We start from the raw sequence: 23,010 nt of genomic DNA on the forward strand, positions 1-23,010 counted from the left end.
CGTGACCGACACCCTGAAGGTCCTGATCCTCTCGGGGCACATGACGATCGAGCACGACAACGCGCACCGCAGCTTCCGCCTGCACAACCAGTGGATCACCACGCTCCTCGAGGACACCGGGCGCTTCACCGTCCGCGTCGTGGAGGATCCCCGCGGTCTTCCCGCGAGCATCATCGACAAGTACGACGTTCTCATCGTCATCTTCGAGGGCCGCGACGGCTACCACGACATCGCCACCGGTTTCGGCGAAGAGACGGATGCCGCGATCCTGCGCTTCGTGCACGACGAGGGCAAGGGCATCGTGTGGTTCCACGGTTCCGCCGCGCAAGAGGACCGCTGGGGGTACCCCGAGGAGTACAACGTCATGCGCGGAGCGAAGCTCAGCGCGTGGGAGACGGGCCTGCGCCCCCGCCCGTGGGGCGAGGCGCAGCTGCACACGACCGAGCCGCGGCATCCGATCACCGAAGGTGTCAACGCGACCTGGACCGTCACCGGCGACGACATCCTCGTCGGGGTGCAGATGTACGACGGTGCCCAGGTGCTGCTCACGACCTTCGACGACCTCGAGGCGTACGAGAAGGCGCCGGTGTGGCCCATGTCGCACTACCCGGTGGACATCCCCGAGGGCGGCATCGCGGCGCTCCCCGGCATCAACACCGAGCAGCCCCTCGCCTGGATCAACGAGTACGGCGCGGGTCGGTCGTTCACCATCACGATCGGCCACGACATCGACACGTTCCGTCGCATCGAGTTCATCCGGATGTTCCCGCGGGGTGTCGAGTGGGCGGCGACCGGCGAGGTCACGCTGACCGGCCCCGATCGTCGCGGTGACCGCCGTATCAACCCGTGGCCGTACTACCACGGCGAGCGGTGATGCTCGGCGTCGGCATCCTCGGCGCCGGCGGGATCGCTGAACGCGCGATGGTCGAGCCGGCCCGAGGCGTCGACGGGGTCGGGGTCGTGGCGATCGGTGCGCGCGATCCTGAGCGGGCGCGGGCCTTCGCCGACCGTCTCGACCTGCCCGCGTGGGGCGACTACGACGCCGTCCTGGCCGACCCCCGCGTCGACCTCGTCTACCTGGCGCTGCCGCCCGTCGTGCACGCCGAGTGGGCGACGCGGGCGCTGGCCGCCGGTAAACACGTGCTGTGCGAGAAGCCGCTCTCGGCGAACGGCACCACGGCCGCGGCGATCGCCGATGCGGCGGATGCCGCCGGGCGCCGCGCCTTCGTCGGGTTCCACTACCGCCTGCACGGGTTCATCGCCGGCCTTCTCGACACGATCGGTTCGGGCGTGCTCGGCGAGGTGAAGCTGGTGGAGATCGACTTCAGCATTCCGCACTTCGTCGTGCAGCCCGGAAACATCCGCCTCGACGGCGACCTGGCCGGCGGAGCGGTCATGGACGTGGGCTGCTACGCCGTCGACCTGATGCGCGCGGCGTGGGGCGAGCTCGAGGTGGTGTCGGCCACGGCGCAGATCTCCGACGCCGATCCGCGGATCGACCTGCAAACCGATGCCGAGCTGCGCCTGCCCGGCGGCATCCCCGCTCTGCTGCGCGCCTCGTTCCTCGGCGACGACGCGGGGGCGATGTGGGTGCGGGTCGATGGCAGCGCCGCATCGCTCTGGGCGACGAGCGTGATCGTGCCGCAGTGGGGGGCGACCCTCACGGTGACCTCGACCGACGGTTCCGTGCTGCGCTCGGTCGCCGCGGACCCCGACGAGAACAGCTACGCGCGCCAGCTCGAGCACCTGGTCACGGTGCTGGGTGACGGGTCGCCGAGCATCCTCGACGCCCGCCGCGGCGTGGGGACGATGCGGGTGGTCGACGAGATCTACCGAGCCGCCGGGCTGCAGCCGCGCTGACGCGCCGCCATGAGTCGCCACGATCTGTCGGTCGCGCGCCCACCTGAGCGACAGATCTGGCGACTCGCCGGGGCTCAGGCGGGAGCGAGCGCCGTGCGGGCGAGGGCCAGGTGCCGTTCGGTCATCTCCCACGGGTCGTCGTCGAGCCACTCCTGACCGCCCCACTCGCTGCAGAGCGTGCCGGCGAAGCCCGTGGCGCGCAGCGCCCGCCCCACCTCGCGGATCGGCGTCGACACGCGCCCGTCGGCGTCGTCGAGGTCCCAGAACTTCAGGTGCAGCGCCCCGAGCAGGGGCAGAACGGATGCCAGGTCGGCCACATTCGAGCGACCGAAGCGCACCAGCAGGTTCATGTAGAGCGTGTGCACCGGTCCCGGCACCCCGCCGGAGCGGAGCACGTCGATCACCGCGCCGTGGGTGGCGGGGTCGCGCCACTCGTCGCGCAGGCGCCGCACGAGATCCGCGGGGAGGCCGCCGCGCTCGAGCTTCTCGAGGTAGGTGACCGGCAGGGCCGGCATGAGCATGCTGATGTCGAGCAGCAACCGCACGCGCGGGGTGTCGAGTTCGGCGATGCGGTCGTACGCGGCGGCCGTGCCCGGGTCGGTCGGGGTCTGATGCCCCTGCGCCTCTTCGTACAGCACGAGGTCGAGCTCGTCGAGCAGGGGGACGAGGCCCGCGAGCAGCGGTCCGGCCTGTCCGATGGGCAGGCGCACGCCCGCGGCTCCCGCGCTCGCCGCGGCGCGCAGCTGCGGTGCGAGGAACGCGCGGCGCTCGGCGTCGGTGCGTCGGCGCCCGCGCGCGAACTCGTCGATGCTCACGCCCACGATGCTCACACGCCCTCCCGCGGCGGCGAGCCGGTCGTGGAACGCCGTCGTCTCGGCGGCGGGCGGGTCGGGGAACCCGCGCCACATCTGGCCCAGCTCGATCTCGATGGCCGTCGCGATGCCGCGCTCCACGAGCGTGAGGGCGAGGTCGGGGGCCGAGCGCTCGGCGCGCACGACCTCGGGGGTGACGTTGAAGGCGCTCGCCGCCAGCGTCCACTCCGCAGGAATCGTCATGACAGCCCCTCCGCATCGCGCGCCGCATCGCCCGCCGCATCCCGCGCCACATCGGGGGTCACATCGCGCCCCACATCGCCCGACACATCGCGCGACACGCTCGACGCCGTCGCGTCCCTCTCCAGCTCCCTCGTGAAGACGAACGGCAGACGCAGGGGATCGTCCGGCCCGCCGGGCAGGTACGGGATCTCGAGCCGGAACGACACCGACACCTCGTGGATGCCGGGGGTCGTGGCATCCGGGATTCCCAATACGACGCGATCCTGCAGGTACCACCACCCTTCTTCGTCGGCGAGGTCGGCCGCGGCGAGGCGGCGATCGCCGAGCACGATGACCGGATCGTATCGACGGCCTCCGACATGCACGACGGGGTCGAGCAGGCTCGCGAGCGGCAGGGAACGGATCCACGGCAGGGACAGCCGTACCTCGGTGCCGGCGGAGACGCCGGGCACGTCGCCGGAGCGTTCGGGAGACGAGCGCAGGGCGTCGTCGCGCAGAGCGGAAAGGGTCATGGCGGGCACGTCCTCGTGTCGCGGCGCACCCCGTGGCGCGCTTCCGCTCACAACCTAACGACTAATGTCGAAAAAAGGAAGAAGTCAGACGACCGTGCCGTGCACTGCGGCGACCGTCGGGCGTCCCTCGCCGAACCACCGGGGAAGGCTGATCTCGAACAGCTGCTCCTGCGCGAGATCGACGCCCCCGCGGAGCGGCTCGCGGCTGTCGTTCTCACTCACCTTGATCGTCAGGTCGCGCGTCGCCAGCGGCAGCGAGAGCTCGTAGACGCGGTGGCGCACCTCGGCGAGGAAGAGCTCGCCGGCCGAGGCGAGAGCACCCCCCATCACGATGACGCTCGGGTTGAACATGTTGACCAGGGCGGCCACGGCCTCGCCGATCTGACGCGCCCCGGCCTGCACGAGCGAGATGGCGAGGGCGTCACCCCGCTCGGCCGAGAGGGCGATGTCTTCGGGGGCGAGGTCTTTGCCGGATGCCGAGATCGCGGCCAGAGCGCCGGTGGCGCCCCCCGCGATCGCGGCGCGGGCGTCGCGCACGAGCGCCCACCCACCGGCCACGGCCTCGAGGCACCCGGTCTTGCCGCAGCGGCAGGTCTGCTCGGCGCCGGGCACGCGCACGTGGCCGACGTCGCCCGCCGCGCCGTTGGCGCCGCGATGCAGACGCCCGTGCGACACGAGTCCCGCGCCGATGCCGGTGCCCACCTTGCAGTAGATGAGGTCGACGCCCTCGTCGCGGCGTCGGGCGCGTTCGCCGGCGGCCAGCAGGTTCACATCGTTGTCGACCCACACGGGGGCGTCGTAGCGCCGCTCGAAGGCGCCGCGCACGTCGAAGCCGTTCCAGCCGGGCATGATCGGCGGGGCCACGGGGCGTCCGGTCTCGAAGTCGACGGGTCCGGGCAGGCCCACCACGAGGGCCCAGACGGGGGAGCCGTCGTCGCCGGCGAGCAACTCGTCGACCATGGCGGTGGCGGTGGCGAGCGTCTCGTCGGGGCCGCGGGCGATGTCCCAGACGCGGTGCGCCTCGTCGATGATCTCGCCGTCGAGGTCGGTCACTCCCACGTGGATGTGGAGCCCGCCGAGGGCGCACACGACGATGCGGCCCCGCTCGGCGCGGAAGCGCAGGGTGCGGGGAGCGCGGCCGCCCGAGGACGGGGCGTACTCGGCGTCTTCGAGGAAGCCCATCTCGACGGCGCGGTCGACGCGCTGTGCGACGACGCCGCGGCCGAGTCCGGTGACGCGACCGATCTCGGGCCGGGTGACGGCTTCGCCGAGGCGGACCATGTTGACGATGCGCAGCAGGCTCGTGACCTCATCGGTCTGCGCGCCGAAGCGGAGGGTGGACACGTTGGCCATGCGTTGATCTTCACACAAGCCCACCCCGCGACTGCCGGTTTGGCCCCATCTATGGTTCATTAGTCTCTGACTTCAGCGTTTTTTGTGCTGAAGTGGACGCGAGGGAGCGGACATGGCGTGGGGCGTAGGCATCATCGGGGCGGGGCCGGGGGTCGCCGCGCTGCACGCCCCGACCCTGGCGCGCACGGCCGGTGACTTCCGGCTCGTCCACGTCAGCGATGCGGGCAGCGGCCGGGCGGCGGCGATCGCCGAGCGCTTCGGCGCCCGCTCCTCGTCGGGTCTCGACGCCCTGCTGGCCGATCCCGACGTCGACGTCGTGGCCATCTGCAGCCCGCCCGCGCAGCACGCCGCGCACGTGCGGGCGAGCCTGGCCGCCGGTCGCCGCGCCCTGTTCTGCGAGAAACCCCTGGCGACCTCCCCCGACGAGGCGGAGCAGATCGTCGCCGCCTGCGCCGCGGCGGGCGCCCTGCTCGTCGTCGGCACGAACCACCTGTTCGACCCCGCGTGGGTACGTGCGACTCACCACCTGGATGCCATCGACCGGCGCATCGCGGCGGTCGCCGTCACCCTGTGCCTCTCGCCCAACGACCGCTATCACGCGCTCGTCATGGGCGAGCCGCTGCCCGCCCCGCCCGGATCGGCGAGGCCCCCGCTGGATCTGTCCGACCCCGCGCAGAGTGCCGCGATCGTGCGCCAGCTCATCGTCGGACTCGCCGTGCACGACCTGCCCCTCGTGCGCGACCTCGTTCCGGATGCCACCGAGGTGGCGTGGGCGCGTCCGATCGCGCCGATCGGCTTCGATCTCGGGCTCCGCTCGGCCGATGCGGTGGTGCGCTTCACGGTGGTGATGGTTCCCGAGGGGGCGGATTCGCTCTGGCGCGTGAGCATCGCGACGGCCGGTGACCGCATCGACGTCGACTTCCCGCCGCCCTTCGTGCACGCGGGGAGTGCCCGCATCGCGGTGCGCGACGCGCGCGGTGTCGAGACCGTGTATCCCCTCGACCGGCGCGACGGCTACGACGCCGAATGGGGTGCCCTCGCGGCCCTGCTCCGCGGCGAAACGGCCATGGAGTACGACGAGCTCCGCGCCGACGCGGCCTTCGTGCTCGCTGTCGCCGACGCGGCCGCGGCGGTGATCCGGGGCGGAGGCGCCCCGGGCTCGGTCGTCGCGCCCGCCCCGAGCGCCGGCCCGAGCACGGCCTCGAGCCTCGACCAGAGCACCGCTCCGAGCGCCGGCCCGACCCTCCCCGCATCCGCACCCGCCGGAAGCGCGACGTGACCGCCGTCGCCGTGTCCACCGACCTTCCCGCCTACCGGGCGGCCATCGCCGAGCTGGCGCCGCGTGCCCGGCTCGCCGATCCGACCGAGGCGGGGCCTGTACGCGTGATCGACGGTCGAGGAGCGTGGTGGGACCGCGTGTCCGACGCCCGTGATACGGCCGGGATCGTGCTCGACGAGCCCCGTCCGGCATCCGAGGCCGTGCACCGTGCACTGCGCGACCTGCCCGTTCCTGTCGTGGTGGTGCGTCGACGTCTGCGCGCCGACGTGGCGGCCGATGCGGAACCGCCCCTCGCCCCGCTGCACGTCACCGTCGACGCGTGGGGGCCGCCGGCCGATGCCGCCACCCTCCTTCGCGACGCCGTCGGGTGGGCGCGGGTGCTGGGCGGGGGTCCGCTCGATGTCGTGGCCCGCGCGGTGACCCCGCTCGCCGCCACCCTCGCGCTCCGCGGCGCCGCGGGGGGTGCGAGCGTCACCCGCGCGGTCGCGGGCGGGGGTCGCGGTGGCCCGTCGGGGGCCGGTGGCGCGGTGACGGCGCTCGCGCTGGGCCCGCGGAGGGTCGAGGTGCGGGTGGATGCCGCGACGATGACGACGCAGGTCGCCCACGACGACGAACGAGGACGCAGGATCGTCTCGCCGCGTCGGGAATCGGCTGAGCGGCTGGGGCTCCGTCGGGTGATCGAGGCGGTCGCCACCGGAGCGGTCCTCGCCGATCTCGACGACCTGCGACACGACGACGTTCTCGCGCTGGGCTGATCAGTCAGGCCGATGTCCGGCATCCACAGAATCGGGTTCCCTGATACTTACTTCGGTCGGATAGTGGAAGAAGAGTCGGAACGACCCGATTCACCGAAAGGATCGAAGATGATCAAGCTTCTCTCTCATCTGTCGTTCGTCGCGATCACGACTCCTGATGTCGAGGCCTCGGTGGACTTCTACGTCAACCAGGTGGGGCTGACCGAGGTCGCCCGCGAAGACGGCCGTGTCTACCTCCGTTGCTGGGGCGACTACTACGCCTACTCCGTTGTCGTCGCCCAGGGCGACGAACCGGCTCTCGAGACCATGGCCTGGCGTACCTCGTCGGCCGAGGCACTCGAAGAGGCCGCGAAGCGCGTGCAGGCCGCCGGCATCGAGGGCGAGTGGTTCGAGGGACGCGGCATCGGGCGCGCGTTCCGCTTCACCGGTCCGCAGGGGCACAACATGACCCTGCACTGGGACGTCGAGCGTCACCGTGCTGAGCCGCACACCGCCTCGATCTACCCCGACCGTCCCGAGAAGCGCAGCCCGATCGCCGGTGCCCCGCGCCAGCTCGACCACGTCACGGTCGCCGCCAAGGACGTCGACGCGTTCGTGCAGTGGTACGTCGACACGCTCGGCTTCCGCTTCATGGCGCGCACCGTGCTCGACGAGGCGCCCATCTCGGTGTTCTCGGTGCTCACCACGAACGAGAAGTCGCACGACCTCGGCGTCGTGCTCGACGGATCGAGCCGTGCCGGTCGCGTGAACCACTACGCCTTCTGGGTCGACACCCGCGAAGAGCTCCTCATCGCCGCCGACACGCTCATGGAGAACGGCGTGCCGATCGAATACGGTCCGAACATCCACGGCATCGGCGAGCAGACGTTCCTCTACTACCGCGAGCCGTCGAGCCTGCGTATCGAGCTGAACACGGGCGGCTACCGCAACTACGTGCCCGACTGGGAGGCCAACACCTGGAAGCCGTCGCTCGGCTCGAACAACATGTACCGCAACGGCGCCATGCCGATGTCGATGACCGAGTCGTTCCCGCCCGCCGACGGCCCCAGCGCCACCGAAGAGGGTGTGCCCGACGAGATCAAGGACGCACTGCTGAACCCCTACGCCCAGCAGGGCCGGGGCTGACCGACGATCCCGGTCGGGGAAAGTGAGAATGACATGACGACCGCACCTTACGCACTCGCCCGCTATCGCGACGGGGATGCCGTGCGCGTCGGCCTCGTGGCCGGCGACCGCATCCGCCCGCTCGACGCAGACGTGCTGGGCGGCGGTCTGAACGTTTTCCTCGCCGACCCCGACTGGGACCGGATCGCCGCCCTCGCGGACGCGCCGGGGGAGTGGCGACCGATCACCGACGTCACCCTCACCGCTCCCGTCGAGCCGCGGCAGGTGCTGCAGACCGGCGCCAACTACCGCGAGCACGTCATCGAGCTCGTGGCCGCCGGCCTGACGCAGAACACCGATCGCACGCCCGACGAGGCCCGCGCGTTCGCCGCCGACATGATGGACGAGCGCGCCCGCAGCGGCGAGCCGTACTTCTTCATCGGCCTGACCGCCTGCGTCGTCGGCGACGACGTTCCCCTCGTCCTGCCCGCGTACAGCGAGGTGCACGACTGGGAGCTGGAGCTGGCCGTCGTCATCGGCCGCGAGGCGTTCCGCGTCTCGCGCGAAGACGCCCTCGACCACGTCGCCGGGTACACGATCGTGAACGACGTGACCACGCGCGACCTCGTGTTCCGCAAGGACATGAAAGAGATCGGCACCGATTGGTACCGGGCGAAGAACGCGCCCGGGTTCCTGCCGACGGGCCCGCTGCTCGTCCCCGCGCACTTCGTCGATCCCGCCGACACCCCCGTGCGCCTCGAACTGAACGGTCAGGTGATGCAGGATGCCTCGACGTCCGATCTGCTGTTCGACGTGCCGGCGCTCGTCTCGGCGGCGTCTCAGACCCACCCGCTCCTGCCCGGCGACCTGCTGCTGACCGGCAGCCCCGCCGGCAACGGACAGCACTGGAAGCGCTTCCTGCGCGACGGCGACGTCATGACGGGAACCATCGGCGCGCTCGGCACCCAGGTCGTGCGGTGCGTGGCGGAGGACGCGGAATGACGCCGTCCGAGAACCCGGCCGATCTCGACCGCCGGAACCCCGAGTCCGAGATCGCGGCGCGCGCCGAGGCCTACCGCAATTGGGGGCGGTGGGGCGATGACGACGTGCTCGGCACCCTGAACTTCATAGACGCCGAGAAACGCCGGGCGGCCGCCGCGCTGGTGCGCGACGGCGTCTCGATCTCGCTGTCGCAACCCTTCGACACCGACGGTCCGCAGAAGGGCTGGCGCCGACGCACCAACCCCGTGCACACGATGACCGACACGGGAACCGACGCCGAGCGCGGCAACCAGGGCTTCCCCCACGGCATCGGCGGAGCCGACGACGTCATCTCGATGCCCCTGCAGTGCTCGACCCAGTGGGACGGCCTCGGCCACATCTTCGACCACGGCTTCGCGTGGAACGGCCGGCGGGCGGGCGACGTCGTCACCAGCGACGGCGACCTGGTCACCGGCATCGAGCACGCGGCCGACGTCATCGTCTCGCGCGGTGTGCTGCTCGACCTCGGCCGCCACCTCGCGCCCGAGACCGGCGAGCTCGCCGACGGTCACGCCGTCACCGCCGACGACCTCGACGCGTGCGCGGCGGCCGAGGGGGTGCGGATCGGTCGCGGCGACATCGTGCTCGTGCGCACCGGCCACTACACGCGCGCCCGTCGTGACGGCTGGGGCGACTACGCCGGTGGCCCCGCCCCCGGGCTCTCGCTCACCACCGCCGGCTGGCTGCACCGCACCGAGATCGCGGCCATCGCGACCGACACCTGGGGCTTCGAGGTGCGACCGAACGAGTTCGACGTGCCCGCGTTCCAGCCGCTGCACCAGGTCGTCATCCCGAACATGGGCCTGACGATCGGCGAGATGTGGAACCTCGACGCGCTCGCCGAACACTGCGCCTCCGCGGGACGCTGGGAGTTCCTGCTCTCGGCGCCGCCGCTGCCGATCACCGGGGCCGTCGGATCGCCCGTGAACCCCGTCGCCCTGCTGTAATCCCCCACCCCGTCCCAGAACAGAGAGGTTCTGACATGACCGCCGTTCAGAAAGTCGCGATCGCCGGAGCCGGCGTCGCAGGCCTGGCCACCGCCATCTTCCTCAGCAAGGCCGGCGTCGAGGTCGACCTCTACGACGCCCAGCCCGCGCTGTCCACGCGCGGATCGGGCATCACGCTGCAGGGCAACGCCCTGCGCGTCTTCGACGAGCTCGGCGTGTGGGACGAGATCGCCGCAGCCGGAAAGGCGTTCGAGGGCCTCAACCTGCGCGCCCCCGGCCCCGGCGCCCCCGTCGTCGCCGCTCTCCCCGACCTGAAGACCGGTGGTCCCGACTACCCCTCCACGATGGGCATGTCGCGCCCCGACCTCGCCCGCATCCTGCTGGCCGCGGCCGAGAAGAACGGGGCGCGCGTGCACTTCGGTCAGCGCGTGACACGCGTCTCGCAGACCGACGACGGCGTCGCGATCGAGGTCGACGGCGAGCCCGCGGGCACGTTCGACCTGCTCGTCGGGGCCGACGGCCTGCACTCCGCGGTGCGCGAGATGATCGGCATCCACGTCGCGCCCGAGCAGACCGGCATGGGCATCTGGCGCACCTTCGTGTCGCTCCCGCCCGACGTCGACCGCAGCGAGCTGTACTACGGCGGACCGATGTACATCGCCGGGTACACCCCCACCGGCGACGACACGATGTACGCCTTCCTCGTCGAGGCGGCTCAAGACCGCTCCGGCGCCACGCCCGAAGAGGCCCGCCGCATCATGGTCGAGCAGTCCCGCGCGTACGACGGTCCGTGGAACCACATCCGCGCCGACATCGAGGCCGGCGCCGACGCCAACTACACGTGGTTCACTCGCCACCTCGTCGAGGCGCCGTGGAACCGCGGTCGCGCCGTCGTCATCGGCGACGCCGCGCACAGCTGCCCTCCCACGATCGCCCAGGGCGCCGCCCAGGGCCTCGAAGACGCGGCCGTGCTGAGCGAGCTCCTCGTGAACCGGGGTGCCGTCGACCAGGCGCTGTGGGACGAGTTCCACACCCGCCGCGTCGAGCGGGCCAAGGCCATCGTCGAGGCCTCGGTGCAGCTCGGGCAGTGGCAGCTCGACGGCGTCCGCGACGCCGACATGGGCGGTCTGATGTTCGGCGTCGCGCAGCTCACGGCGGCCCGCGCGTGAGCCTCACGAGCGACGGCGCCGCGAACGGCGAGATCACCGACGTCCACGCGCACCTGCTCATGCCCGGCCTGCACGCCGAGGTCGAGCGTCGCGTGCCCGACGAGGTGCAGGCCGCGGCCGACCTCGAGCGGCGGCGCAACGGCGTCGAGAGCCTGCAGGCCTCGGGCCGCATGATCGGCGAGCGCTTCCCGCGCCTCACCGACGTGGGCGCCCGCCTGGCCGCGATGGACGCGCAGGGCGTCGACCGGCAGTGGGTCAGCCCCTCTCCGAACCACTTCTACCCGTGGGCGAACGAGGGTCTCGCGACCTGGGCGAGCGGTGAGGCGAACCGCCTGATCGCCGAGCACGTCGCCGCCGCCCCCGACCGCCTCGTCGGCCTCGGCGTCGTGCCGCTGCAGCACCCGCACCTCGTCGTCGACGCGCTCGACGACGCCGTGCTCGGTCGCGGTCTCGCGGGTGTGGAGATCTCGTCGTTCGCGGGCGACGTCGAGCTCAGCGACCCGCGTCTGGAGCCTTTCTGGGCGCGCGCGGCGGAGCTGCGGGCCGTGGTGTTCCTGCACCCGTTCGGCTGCTCGCTCGACGAGCGCCTCGACCGCTTCTACCTCTCCAACACCGTCGGGCAGCCGACCGAGAACGCCGTCGCGCTGTCGCACCTGATTTTCGCGGGCGTGCTGGACCGGCATCCGGGGCTCCGACTCGTCGCCGCGCACGGCGGCGGGTACCTCCCCACCGCGATCGGGCGCTCCGACCGCGCGTGGACGGTGCGCCCCGAGGCGCACGGCTGCGCGCACGCGCCGTCGACGTACCTCTCGCGGATCTGGTTCGACACCGTCGTGCACGACGAGCGGGCGCTCCGCTGGCTCGTCGAGGTGGCGGGGGCCGACCGCGTGCTCCTCGGCAGCGACTTCCCCTTCGACATGGGTCTCGACGAGCCCGTCGCGTTCGTGCGCGGGGCGGGACTGCCCGATGAGGCCGTCCGCGCCGTGCTGGGCGAGAACGCCGCCGACCTGCTGCGCACCCGGGTGCACGCGTGAGAATCGCGCGCTGGGCCGACGGTGCCGACATCGGCGAGGGTTTCATCGAGGCCGACACCGTCGTCCCGTTTCCCGACGGCCTCCGGGTCGCCGAGGTGCTCGCTCAGGGTCTGAGCGCGCTCCCCGGGCTGTTCGCCCGTCGTGACACCGACACCGCGCGCCCCCTGGCCGAGGTGCGCCTGCTCGCCCCGCTGGTTCCGGCGTCGATCCGCGACTTCGTGGCTTTCGAGGAGCACGTCGAGGGTGTGAGCGCCTCGGTCGACGGAAAGAGCGAGGTCGTGCCCGAGTGGTACGAGGCCCCCACGTTCTACTTCACCAATCCGCACACCGTCCGCGCGACGGGCGACGTCGTGGCGATCCCCGAGACGCAGCGCCTCGACGTCGAGCTCGAGCTGGCCGCCGTCATCGGAGCGGTCCCGGGTTCGGACGGCGAGAATCTGGATACCGTCGCCGCCGCGGACCACATCTTCGGATACACCGTGATGAACGACTGGTCGGCCCGCGACCTGCAGTCGCGCGAGATGAAGGTGCGCCTGGGACCCGCGAAGGGCAAGGACTTCGCCATGACCCTCGGACCGTGGATCGTCACGGCCGACGAGCTGGAGCCCTTTCTCGACGACGAGGGCTTCCTCGCCGTGCGCGCCGAACTCTTCATCAACGGCGAACGCATCGGTCACGACCTCGTGTCGAACATGGGCTGGCCCTTTCCCGAGCTCGTCGCGTACGCCGCGCGCAACTCCGTCGTCGTCCCGGGCGACGTGCTCGGCTCGGGCACGGTCGGCAACGGGGGGTGCCTCGGCGAGCTGTGGGGCCGTCGCGGCGGCCTCGACCCCCGCCCGCTCGCACCCGGCGACGAGGTGCGCCTGGTGATCGAGGGCGTCGGCGAAGTCGTGAACGTCGTCGGCGAGCGCGTCGCGGCGCCGCCCGTACCCCGCGCCCGCGTCCGGTCGCGAGCGCGCGCGAGATGAGCCCGCGTCGCGGTGCCGCCCGGGCCCCGCACCGATGTTCGGGTGACGGGAGCCTGCGTCCGGCGCGACGAGCGCGGCGGGGTCTCCCTCTCGCGAACGGTCGGTCGCGGCCGACCCGGCGGCGATCGCGATGACGTCCGACGGCGACCCCGTCCTGCGGCTCCCCGGTCTCGCCGGCAACCTGTTCGTCGTCACCGGAGCGGCGGGTGGGCAGGGGGCCGAAGACGCGCTGACCCTCGCTCGCGCGGGCGCCGAGGTGGTCGCCGTCGACCTGGCCGCCGCGGCCCCCGATCTGCTGGCCGCCGCTCCCGCGGATTCGATCGCCTACCGGCGCCTCGACGTCTCGTCCGAGGGCGAGTGGGCATCCCTCGCGACCGCCCTGACGGGTCGTCGTGTGCGCGGGCTCGTCAACAACGCCGGAATCACCCACCGCGCGCGCATCGGCTCACTCGATCGCTCCGACTGGGATCGCGTGTTCGCCGTGAACGTCACGGGTGCGATGCTCGGCATCCAGGCCCTCCTTCCGCTGATGGATGCCGGGTCCTCGATCGTCAACATCGGCTCGGTCGCGGGACTCACCGGGCACTACACGGCGGCGTACACCGCGAGCAAGTGGGCTCTGCGGGGCCTCACGCACGCCTGCGTCACGGAGCTCGGGCCCCGCGGCATCCGGGTCAACCTCGTGCACCCGGGCTACATCCGCACCCCCATGACCGCGAGCGCCCCTCCCGCCTTCGTGGAGGCCAACGCGGCCGTGATCCCGCTCCACCGCGCGGGTGAGGTCGGTGAGGTGGCGTCGATCGTCGCCTTCCTGCTCTCGGATGCCGCGACCTTCCTCACGGGCGCCGAGATCGGTGTCGACGGCGGTCAGGCGCTGTCGGGGGCGGCCGCGTACCTCTCGGATGCGCTCCGCTCGCCGTAATGTTGAATTTCGACATAAGTCGGTTATGATGAGGGGGACGTCGGGGCTCACGCAGCCCGTTCGCCCGGTGAGGGAGCCGGAGCGGCACATACGGTCGCGTCGATCGCCCGGTCGTACGGGCGCCCCGCGAATGACTCTCTCTCCCGCCCGCGTACGCATCCTCGTCGCGGCCCTGCTCACGGTGTCGTTCCTCGGCGCCCTCGACCACACCGTCGTCTCGACCTCGCTCGCCACGATCGCCGGCGACCTCGGCGCCCTCGAGCACATGAGCTGGATCATGGTCGGCTACACGTTGGCCGCGACCGCCATGCTCCCCGTGCTCGGCAAGCTCGGCGACATCGTCGGGCCGCGCCGCGTGTTCCTCGTATCGATCGTGACCTTCCTCGTCGCGTCGCTCATCTGCGGCTTCGCGCCCGACCTGGGCTGGCTGATCGCCGCGCGCGTCCTGCAGGGGCTCGGCTCGGCGGGCATCCAGCTGATGTCGCAGACGATCATCGCCCGCGTCACCAGCCCGCGGCAGCGCCCCCGCTACATGGCGATCATCGGTGCGGCCTTCCCCGTCGCGATCGTCGTCGGGCCCGTCGTCGGCGGTCTCATCACCGACTACTGGGGATGGTCGTGGGTGTTCTGGATCAACATCCCCGTCGGCCTCGTCGCCCTCGCCCTCGCCCTGATCGCCCTTCCGCGCCTTCCCGGCGGCGCCCACCCGCGCTTCGACATCCCCGGCTCCGTCGTGTTCACCGGCTCGCTGCTCGCGCTCGTGCTGGCCGTGACCTGGATCGGCGACGAAGGCCTGCGCCCCGCGGCGGTCATCTGCGCGGTCGCGGCGGTCGTCGGCATCCTGGCCCTCGTCGCGATCGAGCGGCGCGCGGCCGAGCCGATCCTGCCGCCCAGGATCCTGCGCAACCGCACGATCCTGGCCTGCCTCGGCCTCTCGCTCATCATCGGCGCCGGGCTGTTCGCGGTCGTCGCGTACGTGCCCACGTACATCCAGATGGCGTACCGCACGACGGCGACCGTGTCGGGTCTCGTCCCCATCGCGACCGTGCTCGGCATGCTCGTCAGCAACCTGCTCACCGGGTGGCTCGTGAGCCGCTCCGGCCGCTACCGCGCCTACCCGGTCATCGGCACCGCGCTCGGAGCCGCCGGCCTCGGCGTCATGGCCGCGCTCCCCGTGGGAGCGCCGCTGTGGGTTCCGATGATCGTCATGGCGACCGTCGGCATCGGGACCGGCTCCTTCATGAACCTCATCTTCGCCGTCGTCCAGAGCGCCGCGCGGCGCGACGACCTCGGCGCCGTCACCGCCACGACCAACATCGTGCGCCAGGTCGGCTCAGCCGTCGGCACCGCGGTCATCGGGGGCGTGGTCGGCTTCGGCGTCGCGGCGAACCTCCCCTCGGGGGTGGATGCCAACACCCTGACCCCCGCGGCGGTCCGCGCCGCGCCCGCCGACCTGCAGGACCAGGTCGCCGCGATCTACCACGACGTCTTCGCCCCCGTCTTCCTCGGCCTCGCGGTCGTCTACGCCTGCGGCGTCGTCATCGCGCTGCTGCTTCCCCCGGGACGTCTGTCCGACGAAACGCCCACCCCGGCGGCCCCCGCCGCCGCCCGTCAACCCGCCTGATCCCCGCCCGTCTCGAAGGAGAGAACATGTCCGACACCCCCACCATCGCCGTCGTCGGCAGCGGGCCCATCGGTGCCGCCTACGCCCGCGTCCTGCTCGAGAACCTCCCCACCGCCCGCGTGATCATGTTCGAGGCCGGCCCCCAGGTCACCGAACGCCCCGGCGAGAGCGTGCGCAACATCGTCGACCCCGACGAGAAGGCCCGCGCCCGCGAGCGCTCGCAGGGCCCGCAGGCCGGGGACTTCCGCGAGTCGCTGGGCCTGCCCGCCGGTGCCGTCGTCGAGGGCATGTTCACCGCCCGCCAGGGCACCCACCTGCTCGACTTCGGCGGCGAGGGCTCGGCGCACGCGCCGACCTTCCCCGCCGCGGCCGCCGCCACCAACGTCGGCGGCCAGGGCTCGCACTGGACCTGCGCGATCCCACGCCCCGCCTTCAGCGAGAAGCTCGACTTCATCGCCGACGACGAATGGGAAGACCTCATCACCACCGCCGAGGACCTCCTGCACCACCAGAGCGCCGCCTTCTCGGACTCGCCCGTCGGCGCGGCCATCCGCACCCTGCTCGACCGGGAATTCGCCGCCGAACTGCCCGAGGGCTACGGCGTCAGCACCCTCCCCGTAGCCGGCGACCCGCAGCCCGACGGCTCCATGCGCTGGGCCGGCGCCGACATGGTGCTCGGACCCCTGATCGAGCCGGGAACCGACACCGCCGCCCGCTTCGACCTGCGCGATCTCACCCTCGTGCGTCGCATCGAGCACGACGGCACCCACGTACGCGGACTCGTCGTCGAGGACCTCCGCACCCGGGAGGAATCCTTCGTCGACGCGGATGCCGTGATCGTCGCCGCCGACGCCTTCCGCTCGCCGCAGCTGCTGTGGGCCTCGGGCATCCGTCCCGCGCCGCTGGGCCGCTACCTCACCGAGCACCACGTTGTCATCAGCACCGTGTCGCTCGACCAGGAGCGCATGAGCGCCCTCGTCTCGGACGACGAGCTCGAGGCGGAACTCGCCCGCCGCGCCACGAACCCCGCCGACCCGGTCGCCGCGGTCAACCGCATCCCCTTCTCGGAGCCCGCCCACCCGTACTCGGCGCAGATCATGTACGCCGAGAACCCTCCCTTCCCTCTCGATCCGGCCCACCCCCAGGCGGGCAACCGTTGGGGATACGTCAACATGGGCTTCGGCGTGCGCAAGTTCCCCCGCGTCGAAGACGGCGCCACCTTCAGCGACGACGAGCTCGACTACCGCGGTCTGCCCAACTTCACGATCGAGTACGCCCTCACCGAACGCGAGGAAGCCGAGATCGCCGAGGCCACGCAGCGCCTCCGCCGCGCCGGCTCGGCGCTGGGCACCTTCATCGCGGAACCCCGCCTGCTCCCCAACGGCTCGAGCCTGCACTACATGGGCACGATGCGCGCCGGCACCGACGAGGCCACCTCGGTCGCCGATCCGTACTCCCGCGTGTGGGGCTTCGACAACCTCCTCGTCGGCGGCAACGGTCTGATCCCGACCGCCAACACGATGAACCCCACCCTGACGAGCGTCGCCATCGCCGTGCGCGGCGCCCGCCACCTCGCCGACGAACTGCGCGCGGATGCGGGCGGCGCCGACGAGGAGCGCCCAGTCGAAGCCGCCGTCTGAGGCCGGGGCCGGGACGATCGACATCCCGGCCCCGGCGCTCAGGATCGGTCCGGTGGTGCAGGCGAATCAGCTCGCGCGGGCGCACCGATCCCCCGGTGTTCATCCGTGCCCGGGGCTCTCTTCGCGCGGTCTCGGCGCAGCGGGTGGGGTTGGCGCGCCGCGTCGAGGGCCGGGAACGAAAGCCACGGCGGGCGGGTAGGGGCGGGGCTCGTCGACGTACGTCCGCCCGGTGGGCGAGGTCCATTCGAGCACCCCGCCCTCACGCTGCCGCACCTTCCAGGCGGTGAACTGCTTCTGGGTGTGGTGACGCTGACACAGGTGGGCGAGGTTGCCCGTCTCGGTACGGCCACCCAGAGCGTGATCGTGCGTGTGGTCGACTTCGCACCGGATCGCGGGGGCGGTGCACCCGGGCCAGCGGCAGTGGCGGTCTCTCGCCCTCAGGTAACGGTCGATGGCGGCCGTGCGCTGATAGGTGTCGACGTGCAGCACGGCCCCGGTGATGGGGTGGGTGATCACGCGGTCCCACGGACGTGTGGTCGACTCGGCCAGCCGGCGAGCGGTGGCGGCGTCGATGGGACCGTGCCCCACCAGCTCGGCGGGGTCGGCGTTCTCGCGGCCGGGGTCGAGCATCGTCAGGGCCGGAACGACGACCTGTACCCGGGCGCGGATGGCTCCGAGGGTCCCCGGCCCGTCGTCGTCGCGGGTCGGGTCGGACAGGGGCGCTGCCGTGAGGAGCAGGTCGGCGAGGAGGTCGGCCCGCACCTGATCAGGCGTGCGCACGTCGGGCGCGGGTGGCGCCTGCGGCGTCCGGCCACTCACGGGGGCGCCGCCGGCGGGCGCGCGGCTCGCCTCGCCGCTGTCCCGTGTCGCGGTGACCGGGGGCCGCGCGTCACGGGCATCGACGAGTGCCCGGCTCTGCTGCATCAGCCGGTCGTAGATCCCGACCGCGAGCACCGTCGGCAGCGTCGCAATGAGATCGGACATGCCGTCGTCGCCCCGGACGACCCGCACGTTCCGCCGCGCGCGACCGGCGCGGTGGCGTTCGGTGAGGGTGGTCGGCTGCAGCCGCTCGGCCAGTGCCGCCAGGCGCGTCCGGAGCAGGCCGGGGCTGAGCCCCTCGGCCTCGGCGGCGGCGAGGGCGTCGAACTCCCGATGCCGTTGCGTGGGCAATGTCTCGCCGATGTCGGTGATCACGTGGACGTGCGCTCGCGCCAGAGCGCCCGACTGCCAAGCATCGAGCGTCGCCGGAAAGCTCTCGGCGATCAGCATCGCTTGTCGGATCTGCGCCTGCACGGTGCGATCCGACAGGTGCTCGGCGGCCCCGATCTCGGACGCCACCTCCCGGAGGGCCAGATCGGCCTCCCGCGACGACGCCGGTCGCCCTGCGCGTCCCCTGAGGGCGAGACGCCCCGCTCGAGCCAACGCGCGCACCCGCCGGGCTTCGACGGAGGCCATCGCGGCATCCAGATCGAGCACGTCGGTCACCACCGACGCGAGAGCCGGAGCCCCGTGATCGGGTTCTGGTGACGAGGCCGGCGATTGCATGTGTGCACGCTAGCGGGGGCCTTCGACACCCTGACGAGGTCTGCGGCGAGATCGGGATGGATGACGGGACTCGGCCGATGGGGAGGAGTGGCGGGGCATCACTCGGCGCGAAGAGATGTCGCGCGCACGCCGCGCGATTCGCGAAGGCCCACGGGTTCCGCGGGCGCCTTCGCTACCCGGCCGCGCCACGCGCAGGGAAGCCCCGCCACACCTCCACCGGCGTCAACGGAACGAGCGGTGGCACCAGAGCCGTGGTCTCGAGCACGATGCGTCGGCCCTCCCGCGCAGACAGCGGCAGCGCCGTCATGATCTCGGTCACGTGCAGCGCCATCGCCCCACTCGCGCGCCCGGGCGAGGACGCGCCACCGCCCGCCGCGCCGTCGGGCTTGGCGCCTCCGCGCACCATGTCGATCACGCCGATCCCGCGCCCCGCGGCAACGTACCCGGCGGTCGGCGGCAGCTCGACCCAGTCGCGGGCGCCCGGCGCCAGGTGCCGTACGACCCCGTCGAAGTTGTTCGGATCCGGCACCGCCAGCGAACCGGCCTCACCGTGCACTTCGATCGGGCTCGCCGTGGACCCGGCCGCGTCGAAGCTGAAGGTCACCGTCGACAGCGCGCCGGAGGCGTGCCGGAGCGTTCCGGTGACGTGCGTGTCGACCTCGACCGCGATGCTCTCGCCCGCGCGGGGCCCCGATCCGATGACGCGTTCGCTGCGTCTGCGCGAGACGTCGCCGGTGACGGAGACGACGGGCCCCAGCAGGTGCACCAGCGAGGTCAGGTAGTACGGCCCCATGTCGAACAGCGGCCCGCCGCCCTCGCGGTAATAGAAGTCGGGATTCGGATGCCAGTGCTCATGGCCCGCCGACACCCACGTCGCCGTGGCGGCGGTGGGCGTGCCGATCAGGCCGCTCTCGACCGCTGCGCGCGCCGTCTGGATCCCGGTTCCGAGCACCGTGTCGGGTGCGCTGCCGATCTCGACGCCGGCCGCTTCGGCATCCGCCACGATCTGTTTCGCGTCGTCGAGGGTCGTCGCGAGAGGCTTCTCTCCGAACACGCGTTTGCCGGCGGCGATCGCCGCGCGGGCGATGTCGGCGTGCGCGGCCGGGATCGTGAGGTTCACGACCACGTCGATGTCGTCGGCGGCGAGCAGCGCGTCGACGCTCAGCGCCCGCGCGTGGTCGAGCGACGCCGCCACCTCGGCGGCGCGTTCCGCCCGCAGATCGGCGACCGCGGCGATGCGCACGGCGGGGTGTTCGCGCAGCGTGTCGAGGTACTGCTCGCTGATGACCCCGAGGCCGATCAGACCGATGCTCGTCGGCTCGCCCACAGCAGCCCCCTCTCGATGATGGTGCGCACGTTGTCGTCGGCCAGCACCGAGGGGTCATGGCCGGGGGTCGCGACGAACACCCGTCCCTCGCCCCAGGCCCGCGTCCACACGGCGGGAGAGACGATCGGTCGGTGCCACGGCTCGTCGACGCGAACCGGGTGGGTGGTGGTGGCGAGTACGTCGTTCAGATCGTCGTGCAGCACCCAGTACTGCTCCGTCGTGAGCGAGAAGTCGACGATCCCGCTCATGATCTGGTGCGTGCGGCCGAGGTCGGTGAGCTCGATGCGGTGGTCGAGGAACACGTCGGTCCCGTCTCCGATGCGATCGCCCGGATCCTTGGACGGGTGGGCGGCGAACTGGCCGCCCACCAACTGCAGGTAGTCCGCGTCGTGGCGGTACGAGTCGACGATGCCGCCGTGCCATCCGGCGAGTCCGGTTCCGGCGGCCACCGCGCGCCGCAGGCCCTGGATGCTCTCGCGATCGGCCTCGCTCATCGTCATGGACTGCACGACGAGGTCGACGCCCCGCATCAGGTCGTCGTCGGCGTAGACGCCCGGTCCGTCCTCGATGCGCACGTCGAAGTCGTTGTCGCGCAAGAACGGCACGAACAGGTCGGTCGCCTCGACGGGATGGTGGCCCTCCCACCCCCGCGCACGATCAGAGCTGTGCGTGACGTCATCGTCGCCCCCTTCGGCATCCGGATGCCATCGACCCGACGACGGCATCGACGGTCACGCTACCGTCGACCCCCGACATCGCTCGCGTGATCTGCGCGAACCGGACACGTCGGCCCACGCTGCCTGCTCCGCCATCGTGCCTCCGACCCCGGAATCCTCCGGCGGTCGTCCGCACGGGCGAGCCCGTACCCCTCACTCCGCGCGTTCGACGCCCTCGTCGTCCAGGGGGCGGCGCCTCGATCGGGAGACGCGCCACCAGCCGTAGTCGACCGAGGCTGCGGCGACGATCACGACGACCACTGTCTCCGGGAGCGTGGGCGGGCCGTCGTCGGTCACGAGTGCGGAGAGCCCCACGACGAGCAGTCCGGTGAGGGCGCCGAAGACGGTCCAGACCGTGAGCTGCACGCCCGTCGAACCCACCCGGCGCAGGGCGCTCGCGACGAGCCATGCCGGCCCGACCGCCACGGCCGCGACGGCGACGGTCAGTGCGCCCCCGACGAGTCCCACGACCGCGGTCAGGGTGATGGCCAGGGTGGTGAACGCGTGCACCGGGCTGACGCCGAGCGACGGGGCCTGCTGGATGGCCTGCACGCTCGTGTCGATCACGATGACGACCAGCATGGCCAGCAGGAACATCGCGCAGGCTCGCGCCGCCGCCCGCAGGACGTCGCGCCAGCGCGCGCTAGTTCGCGAACCGCCGGCCCGCGAACCGCCCGGTCGCGCGTCGCCCTCGCGACCCGCCCGCGTGCGATGTGCGTCATCCATGAGGCGAGCCTAGAGCCGCGCCGCCGCGGTCCTGGCGTCCTCCCCCGCAGGGCAGTACGCCCCGCGCTCCGCCCGCGAGGTGCCGAACCCCTCCCCGCGCCCCGCCTCGAACCCGGCCCGCCGATCCCCGCCCGCCCCACCCCGCCGATAATGGACGGGTGGAATCCTGGGAGACGCGAGAGTGGTTCGCCGACTTCCTCGACGCCCTCAACCGCCACGATCTCGACGACGTGCGGGGCTTCCTCGACCCCGGAGTCCGTCGTGCGCACCTCCCCGCGGGCGCCGACGCGTGGATCGCCGACTACGCCGACCTGCTGCGGGGCTTCCCCGACTGGCAGTGGAAGCGCATCCAGCTGCTCGTCGAAGACGATCGCCTCGCCGTGCACCTGCGCGGGGGCGGGACGCACACCGGCCCGTACGGGCACCTCGCGCCCACGCGTCGGCGCGCCAGCATCGCCGCGTTCGCGATGTACCGGATCGAGCGGGGGCGTGTCGTCGAGGCATCCGGAACCGACGACGCTGCCCAGGTGCGCGCGCTCCTGGGCTGACGACGCCCACTGCCATCGCCGGGTGGGGCGCGGCGACGGGTCCGGATGCCGCGCCGGCGGCGGACGGGTCCCGGTTCGCCTGTCAAGGGCGCAGCGGTGTCGGAGGTGCCGGGTAGCTTCGCTCATGCCCGGTCATTCAACGGGCAGAAGGAGCGGTGTCCCATGCACGCGACTGAACGCCCCGGCGCGGGCGTCGTGTGGGCTCGTGTCGAAGACGGGTTCCACGTCGGCAGCCGCAACGGCGCCTTCCTCGGGTACATCGATCGTCAGGCCGACGGGGGCTTCCTCGCCTTCGACGGTCGCTCCCGCGTCGTCGGACGCTTCGACGCGCTGACCGCCGCAATGGCGGCCGTCACCAACGGGCAGCCCCCGCAGGACGCCGAGATCACCCTGCAGCAGGTTCGCGTGCCGGCCCCGCGCGGGCTCGGCCAAGGCGGGGTGCGCTGATGGCGGCTCCCCTCGTCTCCGTCTCGTACGTCAGCACCGAGACCAACCCCTTCGACGACGAGCGTTTGGCCGCGCTGCTCGCGCAGAGTCGGCGCTCCAATCACGAGCACGACCTCACGGGCATGTTGCTGCATCGCCGCGGGCGCTTCTTCCAGGTGCTGGAGGGGCCGCAAGACGCGGTGGACGCCCTGATCGCGAAGATCCGTGAGGACGCGCGGCACCACGACATCCGCATCCTGCTCCGAGAGAACCTCGACGACCGCCGCTTCGACGAGTGGACGATGGGCTACGAGCCCATCGGTGTGCCGTCGACGCCGCCCCCCGAGGGGTTCCGCGACACCTTCGACGACCTCGAGTCCGCCGACGACGAGATCAGCTCGCGGGCGGTGCGCGAGTTGACGGTCTGGTTCCGGGCCCGCACGGCGGGCGACCGCTGAT

Annotated in this window: 22 protein-coding genes and 1 pseudogene; 16 read left to right on the top strand and 7 right to left on the bottom strand. The window is 72.2% G+C overall.

The window, feature by feature from the left end:
* The first annotated feature begins 1 nt into the window (after position 1).
* Positions 2-874 (top strand): ThuA domain-containing protein, encoded by an 873-nt coding sequence (locus BJP65_RS09730; RefSeq protein WP_083285797.1) that lies wholly within the window; start codon positions 2-4, stop codon positions 872-874.
* Positions 847-1,860 (top strand): Gfo/Idh/MocA family protein, encoded by a 1,014-nt coding sequence (locus BJP65_RS09735; protein ID WP_258027455.1) that lies wholly within the window; start codon positions 847-849, stop codon positions 1,858-1,860. The genes BJP65_RS09730 and BJP65_RS09735 overlap by 28 nt, the downstream gene beginning before the upstream one ends.
* Before the next feature lie 74 nt (positions 1,861-1,934).
* Here BJP65_RS09735 and BJP65_RS09740 read toward each other — a convergent pair whose 3' ends face one another.
* The 3 genes from BJP65_RS09740 to BJP65_RS09750 form a co-directional block, all read right to left on the bottom strand.
* The gene (locus BJP65_RS09740) at positions 1,935-2,915 is read right to left on the bottom strand and encodes a restriction endonuclease subunit R (RefSeq protein ID WP_070409004.1); all 981 of its coding nucleotides are present in this window, start codon (positions 2,913-2,915) and stop codon (positions 1,935-1,937) included.
* On the bottom strand, positions 2,912-3,427 hold the full coding sequence (locus BJP65_RS09745) for a hypothetical protein (RefSeq protein ID WP_070409005.1): 516 nt from the start codon (positions 3,425-3,427) through the stop codon (positions 2,912-2,914). The genes BJP65_RS09740 and BJP65_RS09745 overlap by 4 nt, the downstream gene beginning before the upstream one ends.
* Before the next feature lie 84 nt (positions 3,428-3,511).
* Positions 3,512-4,780: an ROK family protein gene (locus tag BJP65_RS09750; protein WP_070409006.1), complete on the bottom strand. Its 1,269-nt coding sequence runs from the start codon at positions 4,778-4,780 to the stop codon at positions 3,512-3,514.
* A gap of 112 nt (positions 4,781-4,892) precedes the next feature.
* Between BJP65_RS09750 and BJP65_RS09755 the strand changes: the two genes are divergently transcribed.
* The 11 genes from BJP65_RS09755 to BJP65_RS09805 all read left to right on the top strand — a co-directional run bounded on the left by BJP65_RS09755 (position 4,893) and on the right by BJP65_RS09805 (position 17,263).
* A complete protein-coding gene (locus BJP65_RS09755; RefSeq protein ID WP_083285798.1) occupies positions 4,893-6,059 on the top strand; it encodes a Gfo/Idh/MocA family protein in 1,167 nt (388 codons plus the stop codon).
* Positions 6,056-6,814, top strand: coding sequence for a hypothetical protein (locus tag BJP65_RS09760; RefSeq protein ID WP_070409007.1), 759 nt, complete (start codon positions 6,056-6,058; stop codon positions 6,812-6,814). The genes BJP65_RS09755 and BJP65_RS09760 overlap by 4 nt, the downstream gene beginning before the upstream one ends.
* Before the next feature lie 108 nt (positions 6,815-6,922).
* Entirely contained in the window at positions 6,923-7,939 is a 1,017-nt protein-coding gene (locus BJP65_RS09765) for a VOC family protein (RefSeq protein ID WP_055832593.1), read from the top strand.
* A gap of 33 nt (positions 7,940-7,972) precedes the next feature.
* The gene (locus BJP65_RS09770; protein WP_070409008.1) at positions 7,973-8,920 is read left to right on the top strand and encodes a fumarylacetoacetate hydrolase family protein; all 948 of its coding nucleotides are present in this window, start codon (positions 7,973-7,975) and stop codon (positions 8,918-8,920) included.
* On the top strand, positions 8,917-9,906 hold the full coding sequence (locus tag BJP65_RS09775) for a cyclase family protein (protein WP_070409009.1): 990 nt from the start codon (positions 8,917-8,919) through the stop codon (positions 9,904-9,906). The genes BJP65_RS09770 and BJP65_RS09775 overlap by 4 nt, the downstream gene beginning before the upstream one ends.
* A 35-nt stretch (positions 9,907-9,941) precedes the next feature.
* Positions 9,942-11,075 carry an FAD-dependent monooxygenase gene (locus BJP65_RS09780; RefSeq protein WP_070409010.1) on the top strand — a complete coding sequence of 378 codons (1,134 nt, stop codon included), beginning with the start codon at positions 9,942-9,944 and terminating at the stop codon, positions 11,073-11,075.
* 59 nt (positions 11,076-11,134) lie between these two features.
* Positions 11,135-12,109 (top strand): amidohydrolase family protein, encoded by a 975-nt coding sequence (locus BJP65_RS09785; protein WP_070409941.1) that lies wholly within the window; start codon positions 11,135-11,137, stop codon positions 12,107-12,109.
* The gene (locus tag BJP65_RS09790) at positions 12,106-13,077 is read left to right on the top strand and encodes a fumarylacetoacetate hydrolase family protein (protein ID WP_070409011.1); all 972 of its coding nucleotides are present in this window, start codon (positions 12,106-12,108) and stop codon (positions 13,075-13,077) included. Before BJP65_RS09785 ends, BJP65_RS09790 begins: the two co-directional genes overlap by 4 nt.
* A gap of 130 nt (positions 13,078-13,207) precedes the next feature.
* Positions 13,208-13,999, top strand: a complete 792-nt coding sequence (locus tag BJP65_RS09795) for an SDR family NAD(P)-dependent oxidoreductase (protein ID WP_070409012.1) — start codon at positions 13,208-13,210, stop codon at positions 13,997-13,999.
* A gap of 130 nt (positions 14,000-14,129) precedes the next feature.
* Positions 14,130-15,623: an MDR family MFS transporter gene (locus tag BJP65_RS09800; protein WP_070409013.1), complete on the top strand. Its 1,494-nt coding sequence runs from the start codon at positions 14,130-14,132 to the stop codon at positions 15,621-15,623.
* A gap of 26 nt (positions 15,624-15,649) precedes the next feature.
* Positions 15,650-17,263, top strand: coding sequence for a GMC oxidoreductase (locus BJP65_RS09805; protein WP_070409014.1), 1,614 nt, complete (start codon positions 15,650-15,652; stop codon positions 17,261-17,263).
* A gap of 99 nt (positions 17,264-17,362) precedes the next feature.
* Here the strand turns inward: BJP65_RS09805 and BJP65_RS09810 are convergent, their stop codons facing one another.
* From BJP65_RS09810 to BJP65_RS09825, 4 genes and pseudogenes are all read right to left on the bottom strand, one after another.
* Positions 17,363-18,808 (bottom strand): HNH endonuclease, encoded by a 1,446-nt coding sequence (locus BJP65_RS09810; protein WP_083285800.1) that lies wholly within the window; start codon positions 18,806-18,808, stop codon positions 17,363-17,365.
* A gap of 172 nt (positions 18,809-18,980) precedes the next feature.
* Complete coding sequence (locus BJP65_RS09815; protein WP_070409015.1) at positions 18,981-20,135, bottom strand: Gfo/Idh/MocA family protein; 1,155 nt, start codon at positions 20,133-20,135, stop codon at positions 18,981-18,983.
* Positions 20,108-20,814: pseudogene (locus tag BJP65_RS09820) on the bottom strand (ThuA domain-containing protein). Before BJP65_RS09820 ends, BJP65_RS09815 begins: the two are co-directional and overlap by 28 nt.
* A gap of 190 nt (positions 20,815-21,004) precedes the next feature.
* Entirely contained in the window at positions 21,005-21,577 is a 573-nt protein-coding gene (locus BJP65_RS09825; RefSeq protein ID WP_156459328.1) for a hypothetical protein, read from the bottom strand.
* 158 nt (positions 21,578-21,735) lie between these two features.
* Here BJP65_RS09825 and BJP65_RS09830 point away from each other — a divergent pair, with 158 nt between their 5' ends.
* From BJP65_RS09830 to BJP65_RS09840, 3 genes are all read left to right on the top strand, one after another.
* Positions 21,736-22,125, top strand: coding sequence for an ester cyclase (locus BJP65_RS09830; protein ID WP_055832614.1), 390 nt, complete (start codon positions 21,736-21,738; stop codon positions 22,123-22,125).
* 162 nt (positions 22,126-22,287) lie between these two features.
* Positions 22,288-22,572, top strand: a complete 285-nt coding sequence (locus BJP65_RS09835; protein WP_055832616.1) for a hypothetical protein — start codon at positions 22,288-22,290, stop codon at positions 22,570-22,572.
* Positions 22,572-23,009: a BLUF domain-containing protein gene (locus BJP65_RS09840; RefSeq protein ID WP_070409016.1), complete on the top strand. Its 438-nt coding sequence runs from the start codon at positions 22,572-22,574 to the stop codon at positions 23,007-23,009. The genes BJP65_RS09835 and BJP65_RS09840 overlap by 1 nt, the downstream gene beginning before the upstream one ends.
* Position 23,010: the final 1 nt, after the last annotated feature.

It is taken from the genome of Microbacterium sp. BH-3-3-3 (assembly GCF_001792815.1).
GTDB lineage: Bacteria > Actinomycetota > Actinomycetes > Actinomycetales > Microbacteriaceae > Microbacterium.

What these genes read in the sequence shown, in the direction of transcription:
- BJP65_RS09740 (WP_070409004.1), bottom strand. Translation starts at nt 2,915, where the DNA reads ATGACGATTCCTGCGGAGTGGACGCTGGCGGCGAGCGCCTTCAACGTC.
- BJP65_RS09745 (WP_070409005.1), bottom strand. Translation starts at nt 3,427, where the DNA reads ATGACCCTTTCCGCTCTGCGCGACGACGCCCTGCGCTCGTCTCCCGAA.
- BJP65_RS09750 (WP_070409006.1), bottom strand. Translation starts at nt 4,780, where the DNA reads ATGGCCAACGTGTCCACCCTCCGCTTCGGCGCGCAGACCGATGAGGTC.
- BJP65_RS09755 (WP_083285798.1), top strand. Translation starts at nt 4,893, where the DNA reads ATGGCGTGGGGCGTAGGCATCATCGGGGCGGGGCCGGGGGTCGCCGCG.
- BJP65_RS09765 (WP_055832593.1), top strand. Translation starts at nt 6,923, where the DNA reads ATGATCAAGCTTCTCTCTCATCTGTCGTTCGTCGCGATCACGACTCCT.
- BJP65_RS09770 (WP_070409008.1), top strand. Translation starts at nt 7,973, where the DNA reads ATGACGACCGCACCTTACGCACTCGCCCGCTATCGCGACGGGGATGCC.
- BJP65_RS09775 (WP_070409009.1), top strand. Translation starts at nt 8,917, where the DNA reads ATGACGCCGTCCGAGAACCCGGCCGATCTCGACCGCCGGAACCCCGAG.
- BJP65_RS09780 (WP_070409010.1), top strand. Translation starts at nt 9,942, where the DNA reads ATGACCGCCGTTCAGAAAGTCGCGATCGCCGGAGCCGGCGTCGCAGGC.
- BJP65_RS09785 (WP_070409941.1), top strand. Translation starts at nt 11,135, where the DNA reads ATGCCCGGCCTGCACGCCGAGGTCGAGCGTCGCGTGCCCGACGAGGTG.
- BJP65_RS09795 (WP_070409012.1), top strand. Translation starts at nt 13,208, where the DNA reads ATGACGTCCGACGGCGACCCCGTCCTGCGGCTCCCCGGTCTCGCCGGC.
- BJP65_RS09800 (WP_070409013.1), top strand. Translation starts at nt 14,130, where the DNA reads ATGACTCTCTCTCCCGCCCGCGTACGCATCCTCGTCGCGGCCCTGCTC.
- BJP65_RS09805 (WP_070409014.1), top strand. Translation starts at nt 15,650, where the DNA reads ATGTCCGACACCCCCACCATCGCCGTCGTCGGCAGCGGGCCCATCGGT.
- BJP65_RS09810 (WP_083285800.1), bottom strand. Translation starts at nt 18,808, where the DNA reads ATGCAATCGCCGGCCTCGTCACCAGAACCCGATCACGGGGCTCCGGCT.
- BJP65_RS09825 (WP_156459328.1), bottom strand. Translation starts at nt 21,577, where the DNA reads ATGGATGACGCACATCGCACGCGGGCGGGTCGCGAGGGCGACGCGCGA.
- BJP65_RS09835 (WP_055832616.1), top strand. Translation starts at nt 22,288, where the DNA reads ATGCACGCGACTGAACGCCCCGGCGCGGGCGTCGTGTGGGCTCGTGTC.
- BJP65_RS09840 (WP_070409016.1), top strand. Translation starts at nt 22,572, where the DNA reads ATGGCGGCTCCCCTCGTCTCCGTCTCGTACGTCAGCACCGAGACCAAC.